Genomic DNA, 15808 nt, shown 5'->3' with positions numbered 1-15808 from the left:
CTGAAAGATTTTCTTTTTTGCGCACTGCATAAATGAAGCCGCCTTCGCAAACCTTGCGAAGGCGGCTTCGTTATTCTTCTTTTGCCGCGTGGACAGCCTGAGGGAAAAGCAGTTTGTCTTCCTCGTTGTGAGTCGTAAAAAAGAGGCCGCGGCCGTTCAGGTTGGCGCAAATGTACAACGCAGTTTTCCTCTTGTTCTCCGCGTCAATCCCGCTGAACGGCTCGTCCATGATGATGTAGTCGCTTTCGCACAGGACGGCCCGAATGATCGCTACCCGCCTTTTCATGCCGCCGCTGAGCTCGCGCACTTTCGTCTTTTCCTCGCCGGGCAGGCCGCACCGGGCCAGCGCGTCGGCTATTTTTTCCGGCGGGGCGAAGAGCTTCAGGTTCTCGATGACGGTAAAGTCTTCAAACAGCCGGTCTTCCTGAAAGACGACCGAGAGACTCTCCGGAACGCCCTGTATCCCCCCGGTGGCAAGGGGAAGAAAGCCGAGCATGGCGTTGATGAGGCTCGTTTTGCCAAACCCCGATTCGCCGACCAGACAGCTGATCTCCCGCTCGTCCATTTGGGCGGAAAAGTTTTTGAGAACCGTTTTCCCCTCGTAGGTCAGGGTGACGTTATTGACCGTTATCATCTGACCGCGACCTTGAAGAGCAGGTTAAAAAACTTGGCGACCGCTTTGTCAAAGAGGGCGCTGAGGGCGAGGACGACGACGGTCCAAGCGAACAGTTCAGCCGTCTCGAGGTAGACTTTCGCAGTCTGGACGGCGCTGCCAATGGCGACGGCCGGCAGCCCGATGATCTCAGCCGCGACGGCGCTTTTCCACGTGACGCCGGACGAGAGGGAAACGGCGGCCAAGAACTGGTCCTTGGCGGCCGGAAGGTGAATGTACCTGAGGCGGGTAAAAAACTTGAGCCGATAAACTTTCGCCATTTGAAGGAGTTTGACGTCCGCCGACTTCATGCCCGACAGCGAGTTGATGTAGATGATCGGGATATTGACGACGCAGGAAATGAGAATTGGCAAGTTGTTCGTCCTGACCCACATGAGGCAGAGGACGGCAAACGACGCGACGGGAATTGACTTGAGCACCGAGATGACCGGGAACAGCAGGGTCTGAATGGCGTCGGAGTAGACCGACAGGACCGACAGGATCGAGCCGAGCAGTACGGCGATGGAAAAGCCGGCGAGAATCCGCCCGAAGGTTATTCCGACGGTGCGGTAGAACTGGCTCGTCCCGGCCATTTCCCCCAATTTAACGACGACCCTGACAGGAGAAGGAAGGATGAGTTCCTCTCCTATCAGGACCGCGAGCAGCTGCCACAAGCCGATCAGGCAGAGAACGGAAACGGTCAGCCCGATTTTTTTATTTTGCATAGTAGAATTCGTCGTCCGGGAGCTTGCCGCCCAAGGACGCCGGATTTTCTTTTAAGAGCACCTCAAAGTAGCAGGAAAGCATTTTTTTCATCTCTTCGCCGTCCGCGTAGTGAATGTTGCACTTCGGGAGGGCTTTTTTCGCGATCGCCGCCTTGACGATCCCGAACTTCTCTATCAGAGCGGACGCCTCGTCCGGGTTGGCGTTGACGTATTCGATGGAGTCTTTGTCTTCCGACAGGAATTCGTCGACTTTGTCTTTGTTCGCATCGAGGAAGTCTTTTCTGACGACGGTGACGCCGGTGACGACCGGACTGCCCTGCAGCTTTTCCCACTCCTGGGACAGGTCAAGGACGACGCGAAGGCCGTTTACCTTGGCCGAGGCGGCGGTGACGAACGGCTGAGGAAGCATGGCGATGCCGCCGTCTTTGGCAAGCAGGCCGACGACTTCGGTCGGTTCGCTCTTGAACTCGATCGTTACGTCCTTGTCCGGGTCAATGTTCGCCGCTTTGAGCAGCGCCCGAAGGGTTATTTCAGGCACCTGTCCCTTGCCGGTAGCCATGATCGTTTTTCCCTTGAGGTCCTCAAGGGATTTGACGCTTTCGTCGGTCGAGACGACGTACAGGACGCCGAGAGTGTTGACGGCGATGACTTTAATTTTTCCCGATGTTTTGTTGTAAAGAACGGCGGCCAAGTTGGACGGAACGGCGGCCAGGTCGACTTCGCCGGCGAGAAGTTTCTGGCTCAGCTCGACGCCGGAGGCGTTCATGACGAAGTCATAGGCGTTCTTCGCCTTGCCGGCTTCGTTGTCCGAAAGCAGCTTGACCATGCCCATGGAGGTCGGTCCTTTCAGCCCTGCCAAGCGCACCGGCGCAGACGGCTCGGCCATTCCGAGGGCACTCAAAGCAAAGGACATCACGACGGCTAAAGCGGCGGACATAAACTTTTTCCTTAACATTTCATTCCCCTCCTGTCTTTTTTTCATGACTTTAATACTCCGAGTAAGCGAGGCCGAACTTAACCAGTCTGAACTTCCCTTTTAAGCCCTGCCAGGGTCTCCCCTCTTGCCCAAATTTTACACCATCAACGGGCAAACGGGAATTATGGTCCGCCGTCGCGCTGTGCCGTCGGGTGGAAGGATATGCCCGCCCTTTGAAAATTTTCCGCGGCCACAGGTTCGCGCGGCTTTGCCGCGATGAGGCGGACGCTGACAGCAAGTCAGATAAAAATAAACTGAACTATTCAGCCGCTTCTTTTCGCCGGAAGAACAGGCGACGGCCTCTTTTGCCCGGAGGATTTTTTAAAGACAAAAGGATTCGGCTACCATATGCCTTTGTGACCGTTACTTTTCCAGTTCACCATTGCGCACTTCAAAAATTTTTCCTGTTGTAACTTTTCCCAGACCGAACTAAAATGCAGATGGAGTTATTAGCTCATTTTTCAGCATTTTTTGTTAGCTTTGCCGTAAATTGAATAAAGGATTCGGCCGCGAGTTGGGGGATGAGCGGTCAGATTCCAATCAAGGCCTAAGCGAGGGGATATCTGTGAGCAGACTGAGTATTGTCACCAAGGATCAGGCTGAGGTTACAGTTGAAGGCCTGTACAAGGACATGGAGCGCCGTATTCAGGCAAGCCCGCCGGGACTCTGCCCGGTGGACTTGGCGGTTTCTTTCCTTCATATCTGTCACTCCCAGTCCTGCGGCAAGTGCACGCCCTGCCGGGTTGGGCTGAACCGCCTTCAGGACCTGATTAACGCGGTTTTAAGCGGGAAGGTCCAGTTGGACGCCCTGCAAACGATCGAGACGATGGCCGAGAGCATTTACCTTTCTTCTGACTGCGCGATCGGCCAAGAGGCGGCCCGCATGGTGCTCATGGGTGTCAGGGGGTTCCGCGAGGACTACGAGGAGCACGTCGTTCACGGCCGGTGTCTGAGGACCCAAAATCAGCCGGTGCCGTGCGTCTGCCTCTGCCCCGCCCACGTGGACATTCCCGGCTATTTGGCGCTGATTCACGCGGGACGGTACAGCGAGGCAGTTCAGCTGATCCGCAAGGACAACCCGCTGCCGGCGGTCTGCGGGATGATCTGCGAGCACCCGTGCGAGACACGCTGCCGCCGCACGATGGTTGACAACCCGATCAACATTCGGGGGCTGAAACGCTACGCGGTCGAGCACGAGGGAGAAATTCGCGTGCCCGAGCGAATGCCTCTCACTGGCAAAAAGGTGGCCGTGGTGGGCGGAGGCCCCGGCGGGCTGAGCGCGGCGTATTACCTCTCCCTCATGGGGCACGACGTGACGATTTACGAACAGCGGAAGAAGCTGGGCGGCATGCTCCGATACGGCATACCGGCCTACCGTCTTCCGCGGGAAGTGCTCGACAAGGAGATCGCCGGCATTCTGTCGACGGGCATTCACGTCAAAACGGAGATCAGCATCGGGAACGACTTTTCGATTAAGGACCTGCATGACCATTACGACGCCCTGTACGTGGCCATCGGCGCCCACATCGACAAGAAACTAGGCATTGAGAGCGAGGAAACCGAGGGCGTCATTTCCGCGGTGGAAATGCTCCGCGCAATCGGTGACGACAACTACCCCGACTTTACCGGAATGAACGTGGTCGTTGTCGGCGGCGGCAACGTGGCGATGGACGTGGCCCGTTCGGCTGTCCGGTGCAACGCCAAGTCGGTGAAGCTGGTGTACCGGCGCCGCAAGGAGGACATGACGGCTCTGCCCGAAGAGGTGGAAGGCGCCATCGCCGACGGCGTGGAGATTGTGGAGCTCCACGCGCCGCTTCATATCATCAAGGACAAGGACAACAAGCTTGTGTCGCTGAGCGCCCAGCCGCAGATCATCGGCGAGTTCAAGGGCGGCCGGCCGTCGCCGGTCAACGCCGATGTGCCTGAGGTGTTCTTCCCCTGCGACCGCCTGCTGGTAGCCATCGGCCAAGGGATCGAGTCCCGCAAGTTCGGTGAGTACGGCATGCCGATCAAGCGGGGCGCTATTGAGTGTCTCGACACGAGCGGCGTGAAGGATACGCAGGGAATTTTTGCCGGCGGCGACTGCGTCACAGGGCCGGCGACCGTCATTCGGGCGATCGCGGCCGGAAAAGTCGCGGCGGCCAACATCGACGAGTATTTGGGCTTTAACCACGTGATCGAGAGCACCATCGAAGTGCCTCAGGTGCGGTTTGACGACCACACGACCTGCGGCCGAGTCAACATGGCCGAGCGCCCGGCGGCTGAGCGCGTTCACGATTTCAAGCTGATGGAACTGCCCATGACCGACGAGGAAGCCTTTCAGGAGTCGGGACGCTGCCTGCGCTGTGACCACTTCGGTTACGGCGTGTTCAAGGGGGGGCGAATCAGACAATGGTAAACATCGTCATCGACGGCAAGTCCATTCAGGTACCAGAAAAGACGACCATTCTCGAAGCGGCCAAGTCCGTCGGGATAAAAATTCCTACCCTCTGTTACTTCAAGGGGCTGAACGAGATCGGTGCCTGCCGAATTTGCGTCGTGGAAGTCGAAGGATACGACCGGCTTTTCACGGCCTGCAACAGCCCGGTCGAAGAGGGCATGGTGATACAGACCAACAGCCGAAAGGCCCGGGAGACGCGAAAGGCGAACCTGCAGTTTATCCTCTCGGAGCACCAGGACCGGTGCCCGATGTGCGTTCGCAACGGCAACTGCGAGCTTCAAAAAACCGCCGGAGACCTGAACGTTCACTCCACGCCCTTTAAAAAACACATCGACGACCGAACCAGCAACCCAGATTTCCCGCTGATCCGAGATTACTCGAAGTGCATTAAGTGCATGCGCTGCGTGCAGGTGTGCGATAAGATTCAGCACTCCAACGTTTGGGACGTGGTGAACAGCGGTGGCACCATCACCGTCGACGTGGGGAAAGCCTACAGGCTTGAAGACGCGCCCTGCGTCCTGTGCGGTCAGTGCATTACCCACTGCCCGGTAGGCGCGCTTCACGAGCGCGACGACACGCAGAAGCTTATGGACGCGATCGACGACCCGGACAAGATTGTGCTCGTTCAGATTGCCCCGGCGATCCGAACCGCGTGGTGCGAGGAGTTCGGCATGAAGCCCGAGGAAGCGACGGTCAACCGGCTCGCCTCGGCCCTGAGAATCATCGGGTTTGACTACGTTTTCGACACCAACTTCTCCGCCGACCTGACGATTATGGAAGAAAGCAGCGAGTTCGTCGAGCGGCTCACTCATGCCGACCAATTCAAGTTCCCCATGTTCACGTCCTGCTGTCCCGCTTGGGTTCGATTCGTGAAGGCAAACTGGCCAAAGTACATTCCTCAGCTCTCCACGGCCAAGTCGCCGCAGCAGATGTTCGGCGCGATCGCAAAATCGTGGTATCCCCAGCTGCTGGGCGTTGACCCCAAGCGGATTTTCTCCGTGTCCGTCATGCCGTGTCTGGCCAAAAAGGCCGAGTGCGCGCTGCCGACGATGAACAGCGCGGGCGCTGGACAGGACGTCGACTTGGCGATCACCAACCGGGAGATCACCCGGCTGATTCGGGCCCACCAGATTGACCCGACGGACTTAGAAGATGAACAGCTCGATATGCCGCTTGGCATCGGTAGCGGCGCCGGCGCTATTTTCGGCGTCACAGGCGGCGTGATGGAAGCGGCGCTTCGAAGCGCCCATTACTTCGTCACCGGCAAAAACGCCTCGCCTGAGACGTTCAAAGCCGTCCGAGGCCAACAGGGCTGGAAGGAAGCGGAGTTTGAAATTGGCGGGACGAAGCTGAAAGTCGCCGTCGTCAACGGGCTGTCGAACGCCAACCAGCTGATCACAGAGCTGGAAAAAGGCCGAGTTCACTATGACTTCGTCGAAGTCATGGCCTGTCCTGGCGGCTGCGTGGGCGGCGGCGGACAGCCGATTCACGCCCAAAAGGAAATGGCGCCCGACCGTGCCCCGGTGCTTTACAACATCGATAAAAAACTGCCGTGGCGGTATTCGCACGCCAACCCGTCAATCATCGAGTGCTATAAGAGCTACTTGGGCAAACCTCTTTCTGAGCGAGCTCACCACCTGCTCCACACCGACGCCAACGGCTGGAAGATGCCCGGCGAAAAATAACTGGGCCGTTTCCGGACAAACCGGCCGATCGCAAGCACGGGCCCTTCCTGCGACGACGCGGAGTTCTCCCACGCGCGAGGGGCGCTTTCCACTTGGGAAGCGCCCCTCGCGCTATTTTTCGCGTTATGCCCCCTTTTCTTTCTCCCCCAGCCGCTACAGGCGTCACAAAAAGCCGCCGCCCACGAAGCTCGCGGGCGGCGGCTCTATTAAAAGCTTGGTGCAGGAATTTACTTGTTCTCTTTGACCTCCAGGGAGCCGGTGTTCCAGCCCAGCGGAACTCGGATTTCCCGTTTCGGGCCGAGCTGAGAGATGGTGAAGGGAACTTTTTTCTCCTCCACGACCTTGTCGTGATCGTCCAGCGTCTGAATGGTCAAGACGTGCTTGCGGCCGACAGCCGTGCCGACCATTTGGTCGTCCTCAGCGAGGAAAATCGGGTTCTCGCTGGCGTCGTCGATGTACACCTGAACGGCTTCCATCGGCGCGTACTCCTTGCCGTCAACCGTCACTTTGGTGTTAGAAAGCACGAGGTCGTACGCCTTGCCGATGTCATAGCAGTACGCGCCAAGAGCCGCAAAGACGATGATGATCAGGAGATTGACGAGGATTCTCCGCTTCATTTCGCCGCCCCCTCTGAGCCGCCTCTGAACGCTGCCCGGGCGCGCTCCCGGTCAGCATGCCGACGCCAGCCGTGAAGCACGAGCGCCAGAGAAATGATGCCGTAGGAGACAAACACGCGGAAGAACTCGCCCAGCTGGGCATCGCCAACCAAGTATTTGCCGGCCATCGGCGAAACGACGAACATCAGGTGGAACAGGAGCACGCCGGCGAAGACGTTCAGTATGGACGCCCGAGTGACCGACGCGCCGCCTACCAGCAGCGACGCGATAGCGAACGTTCCCGCCTGCTCGTGGCTGTTGTAAGTGTTCAGCGTTCCCACGTTCTGAAGGAAGATGATCTGGCCGTAGCACGCCAGAACGGTGGAGATGACGATAGAAATGACGCGGGTTCTCATCACCGGAATACCGGCAGAAGCCGCGACGGCGATATCCTGACCGGTTGCCCGCATGTCCTGCCCCAGCTTGGTCTTGCGGAACCAGACGATGAAGACGCAGAAGGCGGCGATGACGATGAACGTGGCTAAGGGAATGTTAATCCCGTGAATGTTCATCGGGATCAGCTGGTCCAGCGACCGCCGAATGCCCTCCAAGTTGGTGACGTTGCGGATCCCGTACCCTCTCGACAGAACCAGCTTAGCGCTCTGAATTGGCACGACGCTGCCGAAGCCGTACAACACCACCAGCTGATAGACCCCGTTCATGAAGAACCCGAGGATATAGCTAGTGACCATTTCACGGCCCCGCGCCTTGTTCAGGATCGTGCCGCACATCCAGCCAAAAAGGATTGCCAGCGGCGTGGAGATGATGGCGGCGAGCACCATGCCGGGAATGCCGACGATGTTCCAGTCGCAGATGAAGATCAGGCCGATCTGCCCGGCCATGGCTCCCAGAACCATCCCGAAGTTGAGCCCCATACCAGCCATGATCGGCACGAGCAGGGACAGGACAAGGAACGAGTTGCGGGAAAGCCGGATCAACATCTCGTTGATCAGGTACTCGGCCGAGAACCGAGAAATCGGAATGGCGATCGCGCTGATGACGATGAACATGATCGGAACGGCGTTGGTGATGAGGAAGTACTTGAGCTTTTCGCTGCTGGAAGTCTGAGTCGTCATGATCTCACCTTCGTCGCACGGGTCAGAGCATAGAGGATCATGCCGTTTGACACGATAATGCGGATGACCTCAGACATATCCGTCTGAATCATGCTGTTAATAACCGACGGCGTCATGGTCAGGATACCTTGGAACAGCAAGGTGCCCACGATCACGTTGGTGATCGTCGCCTTCTTGACCGACGCGCCGCCGATCAGGATCGCTGCCACGGCGGGGAACGCCATGTAGAAGGGGCCCATGTAGAGCTGGATAAAGCCGAAGCTCTGCTCGTACACTATAATGCCCATCGCGCCCAGAACCGTCGACAGGATAACTGACAGGGTTCTCATCCGATCGATGTTCACGCCGCTGGCTCTGGCGTACTCCATGTTCGAACCGACCGTCGTCATGGCCGTGCCGGTGCGGGTGCGCAGGAAAATGTACATCACCGCGCAGAGCAGGAAGAAGAACAGGAACATGCCAGTGTACAGCGTGAAGAATTGGTTGATCTGAATCTTGCCGATGCTGCCAATGGCGTGCTGCCAGAACCGCTCGACCGAAATGGTGGTACGCAGCCCCTTGCCGGCGTATCCCCAAACCATATCGGGGCTGTGGTACGGCAGGACAAGCCACATGATGCACATCAAAGCGACTGACGAGAATCCGACGTAGGTGGCGATCATCATCTCGCTGCCCTTGACCTTGTTCAGCAGCAGCCCGTACAGCCAGCCGAACACCACGGCCAGAGGAATCGCAACTCCCATGGCGGTGAGCACGCCGGCGAGGCCGGTCATGTTCCACTCCACGCTGGTAATAGCGCCCAGCAACCCGGCGATGACGCCAAGCGGCAGGCCAAAGTTCAAGCCGCAGCCGGCCTGAATCATCGGAACCATGGCCAAGACCATGACGCCGTTCATGCCGAACCGCACCAACATGTCGTTAATCGACGCGTCAAACCTGACCCCGACGAACGGAGCCAAGACGAACAGGGCGACCAAGAAGAGAGCAATGAGCAGACGAGGCCAGCCGAAGTCGTCGATAAAGTCTCGAATTCGTTTCATCGGACTATTCCTCCCCTTCTTCGGCGTTGAGCATGAGCATTCCGAAGACCTCGGACGGCTCGCTCGCCGGGCGGATCCCTACGATTCTGCCCTTATCGACGATGGCGATACGGTCGCAGATCGAGCGAAGTTCTTCCAGCTCTGACGAGATCATGACGATGGTCATGCCCAATTCGCGGTTGTATTTTTTCAGCGTGTCCAAAACCGTCTTCTTGGCTCCCACGTCGATTCCGCGGGTGGGCTCGGCCACGAAGAGCAGTTTGGGGTGAGTTTCAAACGCCTTGGCAAGGCAGATCTTCTGCTGGTTGCCGCCGGAGAGCTCCTGCGCTAGCTGGTGCGGGCCGGTGCACTTGATTTCAAGCGCGTCGATGTACTTCTGGGCGCAGTCGTCCATCGCCTGACCGTCTCGAATCTTGAGCAGGCCGCCCAAAATGGGCTTGAGGAACCGCTGCTGGTTCTGCAAGGTGGTAAAGACGATGTTCCAAGCGATCGTCTCTTCGAGAAGCAGGCCAACGCCGCGCCGGTCCTCCGACACGGCGGAAATTCCCGCGCTGAGCGGCGAATTGGGGTTGTTCAGCTCCAGCTCTTTGTCCTCGAAGGTGACCTTGCCGCCGGCAGCGTACAAGCCCATGATGCCGTTGGCAATGCCCAGTTTCCCCTGTCCGGCCAGCCCGCCGATGCCGAGGATCTCGCCTTCCTTGATGTCCAACGTCGCGTCGCGCACCGTCTCGCCGGGCATGTCGACCCACAGGTGCTCGATTTTCATGGCCGTCTTGGCGTCTTCGTGGCTCCTGTGATCCTCTGCCGGCCGGCTTGAGTCGATCCGGCGGCCCACCATGGCGTTGGCAATTTCCCGAATGCTCGTGTCCTTCGGCTTGGTCACCAGTTCGACCCGGCCGTCGCGGAGAACGACCACGTCGTCGCAAACCTCCATAACCTCCTGAAGCCGGTGGGTGATGAAGATGATCGCGATGCCCAGCTTGGCCAAGTGGCGCATGGACTCAAGTAGGATTGCCGCTTCGGACTCGGTCAGAACGGCCGTCGGCTCGTCAAGGACGAGAATCCGCGTCTTGCTCTTCTCTATTTCCCGGGCAATTTCGGTGAACTGTTTGTGCCCTACGGGCAAGTCGGAAATCAGCGTCTCGCTGTCCAACGAGAAATTCAGTTTTTCGATGGCCTTTTCGGCCCGTTTCTTCATTTCCGGCCGGTCGAGGGTCTTCAGCCTGTCGCCGAAAGCCTCCACCAGCGGATTGTACTTGAGCGACTCTCTGTTTAAAACGATGTTTTCGGTCACGTTGAAGCCAGGAATGAGAGAGAACTCCTGATGTACCATGCCGACGCCGGCTTCAAGAGCGTCTTGCGGCCCCTTGAAATGGACTTCCTGTCCGTCGATGAAAATCTTTCCCTCATAGCCGCCAGTCTCCTGGATGACCTTCATGCCAAAGAGAATGTTCATCAGCGTGGATTTTCCGGCGCCGTTTTCGCCCGCCAGCCCGAGAATGTGCCCCTTTTCGAGGGTCAGGCTCACGTCGTGCAGAACTCGGTTGGAAAAGTAGGCTTTGCCGATGTTTTCCAGCCGGAGCAACGGTTCCCCTGCCATAAAATTTACCTCCTCGGAAGCGCCCGCGCGTCCTGTCTCTGCAGCCGCCGCGCGCTCAGATTACCCGCACCAAAGCCACAGCGGAGTTCCCGCAGCGGCCAGAGTCACGTCACCTTCAGCGTCTCTCACTTAAAAGCGAGCGGGGACGGATCCCCGCTCGCTTTTCAGCGGAATTTTCGCCGTTGTTTGTGCGAAATCAGTTACTTGATGGTGAAGTACTTCGCCGGGACTTCTTCCTTCGTCATTTCCATGTAGCCCTTGCCGAACACGTAGGTGTCCTGGTACACAAGGACGTGGTTCTTCTTCTCGACGCCGGTCTGGATGTCTTTGTAGTAGCTTCCGTTCCAAGCAGCGCCCGGGGTCTCCTTGCCGTAGGCCTCGAACAGGTCGGTCGCCTTGAAGTGGCGGCGAATCTTGGTGGCGTCGACGCCCTCTTCGATGTACTTCTTGGCCAGTTCGCCAAGAGCCAGCGTGTTGGTGAAGCCGTAGGAGTAAGCCCAAGTGCCCATGCGGCCAGCGCCGCCAGCCTTCACAACAGCCTCTTCGACCTTCTTCAGGATCGCGGGGAAGTTGCCGGCCACGTCAGACAGCTCGATGCCCAAGGCGCCGGGGTAACCCATCAGCGGCGACGGCAGGTCGGCCTCGATGAAGTAGCCGCCTTCCTGAGCGATGCGCTTGAGCAGGGGCTCAGTGTGAGCGTCGTTGGTGCAGAAGAAAGCGGTCTTGGGTCCGTACTTGGCAAGCCATGCCGGAACCTTCTCAAGGATAAACTGCTGAGCGCCGGCGACGCCAACGTCGCTGGTCGGGTCCGGAGCGGTCTCGAAGTGGAACTTGATTCCCAAGTCCTGGCAGGCCACTTCCATGATGTTGCGGCGGCGGCTCAGGAGCTCATAGCTCATGTGGCGCGGGAAGGAAATGTGGACGAAATCGGTGCAGCCAAGTTTCTGAGCGCAGCGCGGGATCAGATAGCCGCGGGCGATGTTGTCAGCGTTGACGACGATATCAGCAGCCGTCTCGATGACGCCCGGGTCCTCGTGAGCTTCGCCGACCAACAGAAGGATGTCGGGGCGTTTCTCACGAATACGGCGATACGCTTCGGTCGTTCCGGGAATGCCCTGGTTCGTCACGACCGCCTTCATCAGCGGGTCGTCAGCAAACGCGGCAATCTGGGAAATGGTGGTTTCCTGCTCGGTCATGAAGTTGTCCGGGTAGGTGATGTGCTTGATCATCCCGCCGTTGGCGACATCGCCGTACCGGGCGATCAGAGCTTCAGCACCGCGAAGGTCGTCCTCGGACTGGGAGACCGTGCCGGTGCAGACGCCGATGTGGAACTTGGCCGGTTCAGCCGCGAACCCAGCCGCCGCAACGCACAGAGCGCTGAGACAAATCAAACTTGCCGTGAGCTTCTTCAAAATGTTCCCTCCTTGATTTCCTGCAGTCGTTCCTCATGGTAATTCCCTATATGCGCGCCTTGCTGAACTGAATTTATGATACCGCACAGGACTTTCAATGTCAAAATAATTTTCAGTCGTTACGCTGTTCACAATGTGGTCTACCCCGGCAGATTTTCTTCTTTTTTTAGTTATTTTGTCGGTAGCCAGCGGCTGAAATAATTGTGCCATTTTATCTGAAAAAGAAGTTTATTTTTCCTTTTCAGCTCGATCGCCCACCAGTCAAGGCTTGATGACAGGCTGTTTTGTGTCCATACCACATAAGCCGGCAAATTAATTATTTAACGCTCTTGCCATTTACCATGACATAATTGTATATCTTTTTTCACGTCAAAATGAACCATACGCCTTTCCTGCAGGTCTCCTCCGTGAGACCAGGTGAACGCCCTCCTCTTTTAAAGCCCAAGCAGGACAAAATCAGCGGGGACATCATGCTCGAAAGACAGCTGCGTCTCCCCGGTCCCGCGGTCAAATCTCATTCGACGGCTGGTAGTCACCCGACGTCCGCGCCATCTCGTCAGGGGGCGACGGGTAAACAGCCGCCATGAGCAAGCCCGCTTTTTAATTCCTCTCCATGAACATCAAGCGTCACGCCGCCGTGAACGGGACGCTTAGCGCCGGTGTTCTTAGCCTAAGGCGGTAGAAACGCTAGCTCCTGACGGTTGCAGGACGTCGGACATTCTCAGCCTCTGCGCTGTCCCTGATTGGCAACGTGAAGAACAGTTGCTGTCAAGGTTAGTGACATTGGCGCAGGCAGGGGCATCTCCGCTCGCGCGGAGAACAGTTGCGGAGCAAGCAGGTCAACCGAACGCGCTAAGGGACATCTCCACTCGCGTGAAGTTCAGGTTACACTCTGTTTCTAGCGAGTTGACATTCTTTTTGCCCTTTGTTACATTACTATCAATAATCGGTTTTTCCCTTGGCGTGGGCTCTACGGGCAATTGGAGCCCCACGGAAGCCCACGCCTTAAAGGGAGAAACCGATTTGTTCATATATACGATACTATTCCCTTGTAAGGCTTTTTAATGTAGGGTACATCTCCACTCCCGTGGGCTTCACTCCGCGGCCGCCTCAACAGACCGGCAAATCTGAAGGACATCTCCACACTTCCAGAGCAAAGGTCGGCCGTTGGATAGGCAGCTGACAAGACGCACTTAGGTGATTTTCGCGACAATGGCGGCCCGTCAGCGCCGGCAAAATTCACCGCGATGACCGCGTTTCGTCTCCCAATATAAGATTTACTCACGCGAAAAAGGCGCGGCGCTTTGAGCGCCGCGCCTTAAACGTTATTTGTCCTCGAAGTACTTGGCCGGTACCGGCTTGTCGGTCATGCCCAAGAAGCCCACGCCGAACGTGTAGATGTCCTGATAAATCAACATGAAGTTGTTCAGCTTGATGCCCGTGTTGGCGTCGCGGTAGAAGTCGCCGAGCCACCGGGAGCCGGGCGTTTCGGCGCTGAACGCGTCAAATACCTCTTTGGCCTCGAAGCGACGGCGGAAGTTCTGGGGCGTTACGCCCGCGTCGACCAGTTTCTTCGCCAGCTCGCCCAACGCGACGCTGTGGACGAAGTTGTAGCTCCACGCGTCGGCGCAGAGGCGGCCGGACGCGCCCTTGGCGACGACGTCTTTTTCGATCTTGCTCCGCATGGCCGCAAAGTCGCCGGCCTGCTCTTTCAGGTCAATGCCGAGGCCGCTGGCGTAGGCCATCAGGTCGGCGCCAATCGTGTAGCCGCCGACTTCGGCGACCCGAAGAATCATCGGCGCCCGCTGACCGTCACTGGTGCTGAAGAACGCCGTCTTCGGGCCGTACTGGGCCAGCCACGCGGGGACCTTTTCCAGAATGAACTGCTGAGAGCCGGCCACGCCGACGTCGCTGGTCGGGTCAGGCGAGCTTTCCATGTGGAACTTCATTCCCATGTCGGCGCAGGCTTTCTTCATGATTTCCAGCCGCCGAAGCAAGAGCTCCATACTCATGTGGCGGGGGAAGGAAACGTGAACGAAGTCGGTCGCGCCCAGCTTGTGCAGCCCGGCGATGAACACGTAACCGAGCGAGAGGAAGTCCTCGCTGACGGTCAGGTCAGCGGCCGAGCTGATGACGGACGGGTCCTCGTGCGCTTCGCCGGCAAGCAGAAGGATGTCGGGCCGCTTCTCGCGAATGCGCCGATACGCCTCGGTCGTCCCGGGGATCGCGTTGTTGACGATGACGGCCTTCATCTTGGGGTCGTCGGCGAACGCGGCGATCTGAGAAATGGTCGTCTCCTGCTCGGACATAAAGTTGTCCGGATAGGTGATGTGCTTGATCATGCCGCCGGACGCCGCATCGCCATAGCGTTTGATCAGCTCTTCCGCGCCGCGGAGAGAGTCCTCGGACTGAGAAACCGTGCCCGTGCAGATGCCGATATGGTAGGCCGCTTCCTGAGCCGCAAAAGCGCCCGTCCCCCAAACGGATAATCCAGCCAGTGCCAATAACGCTAAACAACGCCTCATCTCTTCCATCCTCCTTCGCGGTCTATGCCGCGGGTTAAATCCGGCAGATGCCGGAAATAAAAGCATGGTTATTATACTATTATTTTATAAGTTGAGGCAGCCAACACCCACACCATCAACTCAAGCGTATAAAACGCGCTGCGCCGGGCTGACGTCCGGTGCAGCGCTGAGGCGAGAGGAAAGAACGGCGGCTTTTCAAATCGCCGCACCCCGGCAAACCCGAGAAGCGACGCATCCTAGCGCAAAACGCCCTGCTCCGCGCTCATGCCTTTTATCCCTTTACGTTACTATACTGCTTTTCGTCCACAGGTTCAAGCCACTGGGTGGACGTTTCTGTTCCGGGAACTTCGATGGCCAAGTGGCAGAACCAACTCGTCCGAGCCGCGCCGTGCCAGTGTTTGACGCCAGCCGGGATAACGACCACGTCGCCGGGGGCAAGCGGCCGAGCCGGTTTTTCCCACTCTTGGTACCAGCCTTTCCCGCTCAAGCACAGAAGAACCTGACCGCCGCCTGAAGACGAGCGGTGAACGTGCCAGTTGTTCCGACAGCCCGGCTCGAACGTGACTTGGGCGATGACCGGTTCCGAGCGCGTCAGCATATTCAGGTACGACTTGCCGATGAAAAACCCGCCGAACGGGTTGACTTCGCCCAACGGGAAGACTCTCATGCCTTCGCAGTCCCTTCATCTTCGCCGGGACGCCAAATATCCTTAGCCAGCCGAAACGCGGCCCACGCCCGAGGCCAGCCGCAATAAAAGGCCATATGGGTCAGAGCGGCGGCGATCTCGCGCCGGCTTACCCCGTTGTCGCGGGCTCTTTGCAGGTGATACTGGAGCGACGAGTCGCTGATCCCGCCCGATACCAGCGCCGTGACTGTCACGAGGCTGCGGTCCCGCGCCGAAAGGTCGGCCTCGTTCGCCCACACCTGTCCGAACAGAACATCGTCGTTCAGCGCGGCAAACTGCGGAGCAAATTCGCCTAGCCCGTCCCGTCCGGCGGTCACTTTTTCCGAACGCGTCATC

The 15808-nt window shown here is 58.0% G+C and carries 13 protein-coding genes; 2 read left to right on the top strand and 11 right to left on the bottom strand.

Annotation, left to right across the window (positions count from 1 at the left end; translation table 11 throughout):
• Positions 1 to 70: 70 nt before the first annotated feature.
• From HMPREF1249_RS06845 to HMPREF1249_RS06835, 3 genes are read right to left on the bottom strand one after another with little or no spacing between them, the layout of a single operon-like run.
• Entirely contained in the window at positions 71 to 634 is a 564-nt protein-coding gene (locus HMPREF1249_RS06845) for an ATP-binding cassette domain-containing protein (protein ID WP_021776034.1), read from the bottom strand.
• On the bottom strand, positions 631 to 1377 hold the full coding sequence (locus HMPREF1249_RS06840) for an ABC transporter permease (RefSeq protein ID WP_021776031.1): 747 nt from the start codon (positions 1375 to 1377) through the stop codon (positions 631 to 633). Before HMPREF1249_RS06840 ends, HMPREF1249_RS06845 begins: the two co-directional genes overlap by 4 nt.
• Complete coding sequence (locus tag HMPREF1249_RS06835) at positions 1367 to 2332, bottom strand: ABC transporter substrate-binding protein (RefSeq protein WP_008522931.1); 966 nt, start codon at positions 2330 to 2332, stop codon at positions 1367 to 1369. Before HMPREF1249_RS06835 ends, HMPREF1249_RS06840 begins: the two co-directional genes overlap by 11 nt.
• A 586-nt stretch (positions 2333 to 2918) precedes the next feature.
• Here HMPREF1249_RS06835 and HMPREF1249_RS06830 point away from each other — a divergent pair.
• Both HMPREF1249_RS06830 and HMPREF1249_RS06825 read left to right on the top strand, forming a co-directional pair.
• Positions 2919 to 4751, top strand: a complete 1833-nt coding sequence (locus tag HMPREF1249_RS06830) for an NAD(P)-binding protein (RefSeq protein WP_021776043.1) — start codon at positions 2919 to 2921, stop codon at positions 4749 to 4751.
• Entirely contained in the window at positions 4745 to 6478 is a 1734-nt protein-coding gene (locus HMPREF1249_RS06825; RefSeq protein WP_008521264.1) for a [FeFe] hydrogenase, group A, read from the top strand. Before HMPREF1249_RS06830 ends, HMPREF1249_RS06825 begins: the two co-directional genes overlap by 7 nt.
• A gap of 227 nt (positions 6479 to 6705) precedes the next feature.
• Here HMPREF1249_RS06825 and HMPREF1249_RS06820 read toward each other — a convergent pair whose 3' ends face one another.
• The 8 genes from HMPREF1249_RS06820 to HMPREF1249_RS06785 form a co-directional block, all read right to left on the bottom strand.
• The gene (locus HMPREF1249_RS06820) at positions 6706 to 7095 is read right to left on the bottom strand and encodes a DUF6672 family protein (RefSeq protein WP_008521266.1); all 390 of its coding nucleotides are present in this window, start codon (positions 7093 to 7095) and stop codon (positions 6706 to 6708) included.
• Positions 7092 to 8210 carry an ABC transporter permease gene (locus HMPREF1249_RS06815; protein WP_008521267.1) on the bottom strand — a complete coding sequence of 373 codons (1119 nt, stop codon included), beginning with the start codon at positions 8208 to 8210 and terminating at the stop codon, positions 7092 to 7094. Before HMPREF1249_RS06815 ends, HMPREF1249_RS06820 begins: the two co-directional genes overlap by 4 nt.
• Complete coding sequence (locus tag HMPREF1249_RS06810) at positions 8207 to 9250, bottom strand: ABC transporter permease subunit (protein WP_008521268.1); 1044 nt, start codon at positions 9248 to 9250, stop codon at positions 8207 to 8209. Before HMPREF1249_RS06810 ends, HMPREF1249_RS06815 begins: the two co-directional genes overlap by 4 nt.
• A gap of 4 nt (positions 9251 to 9254) precedes the next feature.
• Positions 9255 to 10850 (bottom strand): sugar ABC transporter ATP-binding protein, encoded by a 1596-nt coding sequence (locus HMPREF1249_RS06805; protein WP_008521269.1) that lies wholly within the window; start codon positions 10848 to 10850, stop codon positions 9255 to 9257.
• Positions 10851 to 11050: 200 nt separating this feature from the next.
• Entirely contained in the window at positions 11051 to 12262 is a 1212-nt protein-coding gene (locus HMPREF1249_RS06800; protein WP_021776042.1) for a DUF3798 domain-containing protein, read from the bottom strand.
• A gap of 1325 nt (positions 12263 to 13587) precedes the next feature.
• Positions 13588 to 14787, bottom strand: a complete 1200-nt coding sequence (locus tag HMPREF1249_RS06795) for a DUF3798 domain-containing protein (RefSeq protein WP_021776058.1) — start codon at positions 14785 to 14787, stop codon at positions 13588 to 13590.
• 271 nt (positions 14788 to 15058) lie between these two features.
• Positions 15059 to 15454, bottom strand: coding sequence for a cupin domain-containing protein (locus HMPREF1249_RS06790; protein WP_021776044.1), 396 nt, complete (start codon positions 15452 to 15454; stop codon positions 15059 to 15061).
• Positions 15451 to 15807, bottom strand: a complete 357-nt coding sequence (locus tag HMPREF1249_RS06785) for a carboxymuconolactone decarboxylase family protein (protein ID WP_008521278.1) — start codon at positions 15805 to 15807, stop codon at positions 15451 to 15453. Before HMPREF1249_RS06785 ends, HMPREF1249_RS06790 begins: the two co-directional genes overlap by 4 nt.
• Between the last annotated feature and the right edge of the window lies 1 nt (position 15808).

Origin of the sequence: Jonquetella sp. BV3C21, assembly GCF_000468895.1 — a bacterium.
GTDB classification, from domain to species: Bacteria; Synergistota; Synergistia; order Synergistales; family Dethiosulfovibrionaceae; genus Jonquetella; species Jonquetella anthropi.
This window is presented reverse-complemented; position numbering and strand designations above follow the sequence as displayed.

Coding starts and splice junctions, on each gene's coding strand:
- HMPREF1249_RS06795 (WP_021776058.1), bottom strand. CDS start 14,787: ATGAGGCGTTGTTTAGCGTTATTGGCACTGGCTGGATTATCCGTTTGG.
- HMPREF1249_RS06820 (WP_008521266.1), bottom strand. CDS start 7,095: ATGAAGCGGAGAATCCTCGTCAATCTCCTGATCATCATCGTCTTTGCG.
- HMPREF1249_RS06790 (WP_021776044.1), bottom strand. CDS start 15,454: ATGAGAGTCTTCCCGTTGGGCGAAGTCAACCCGTTCGGCGGGTTTTTC.
- HMPREF1249_RS06840 (WP_021776031.1), bottom strand. CDS start 1,377: ATGCAAAATAAAAAAATCGGGCTGACCGTTTCCGTTCTCTGCCTGATC.
- HMPREF1249_RS06805 (WP_008521269.1), bottom strand. CDS start 10,850: ATGGCAGGGGAACCGTTGCTCCGGCTGGAAAACATCGGCAAAGCCTAC.
- HMPREF1249_RS06835 (WP_008522931.1), bottom strand. CDS start 2,332: ATGTTAAGGAAAAAGTTTATGTCCGCCGCTTTAGCCGTCGTGATGTCC.
- HMPREF1249_RS06825 (WP_008521264.1), top strand. CDS start 4,745: ATGGTAAACATCGTCATCGACGGCAAGTCCATTCAGGTACCAGAAAAG.
- HMPREF1249_RS06810 (WP_008521268.1), bottom strand. CDS start 9,250: ATGAAACGAATTCGAGACTTTATCGACGACTTCGGCTGGCCTCGTCTG.
- HMPREF1249_RS06785 (WP_008521278.1), bottom strand. CDS start 15,807: ATGACGCGTTCGGAAAAAGTGACCGCCGGACGGGACGGGCTAGGCGAA.
- HMPREF1249_RS06815 (WP_008521267.1), bottom strand. CDS start 8,210: ATGACGACTCAGACTTCCAGCAGCGAAAAGCTCAAGTACTTCCTCATC.
- HMPREF1249_RS06845 (WP_021776034.1), bottom strand. CDS start 634: ATGATAACGGTCAATAACGTCACCCTGACCTACGAGGGGAAAACGGTT.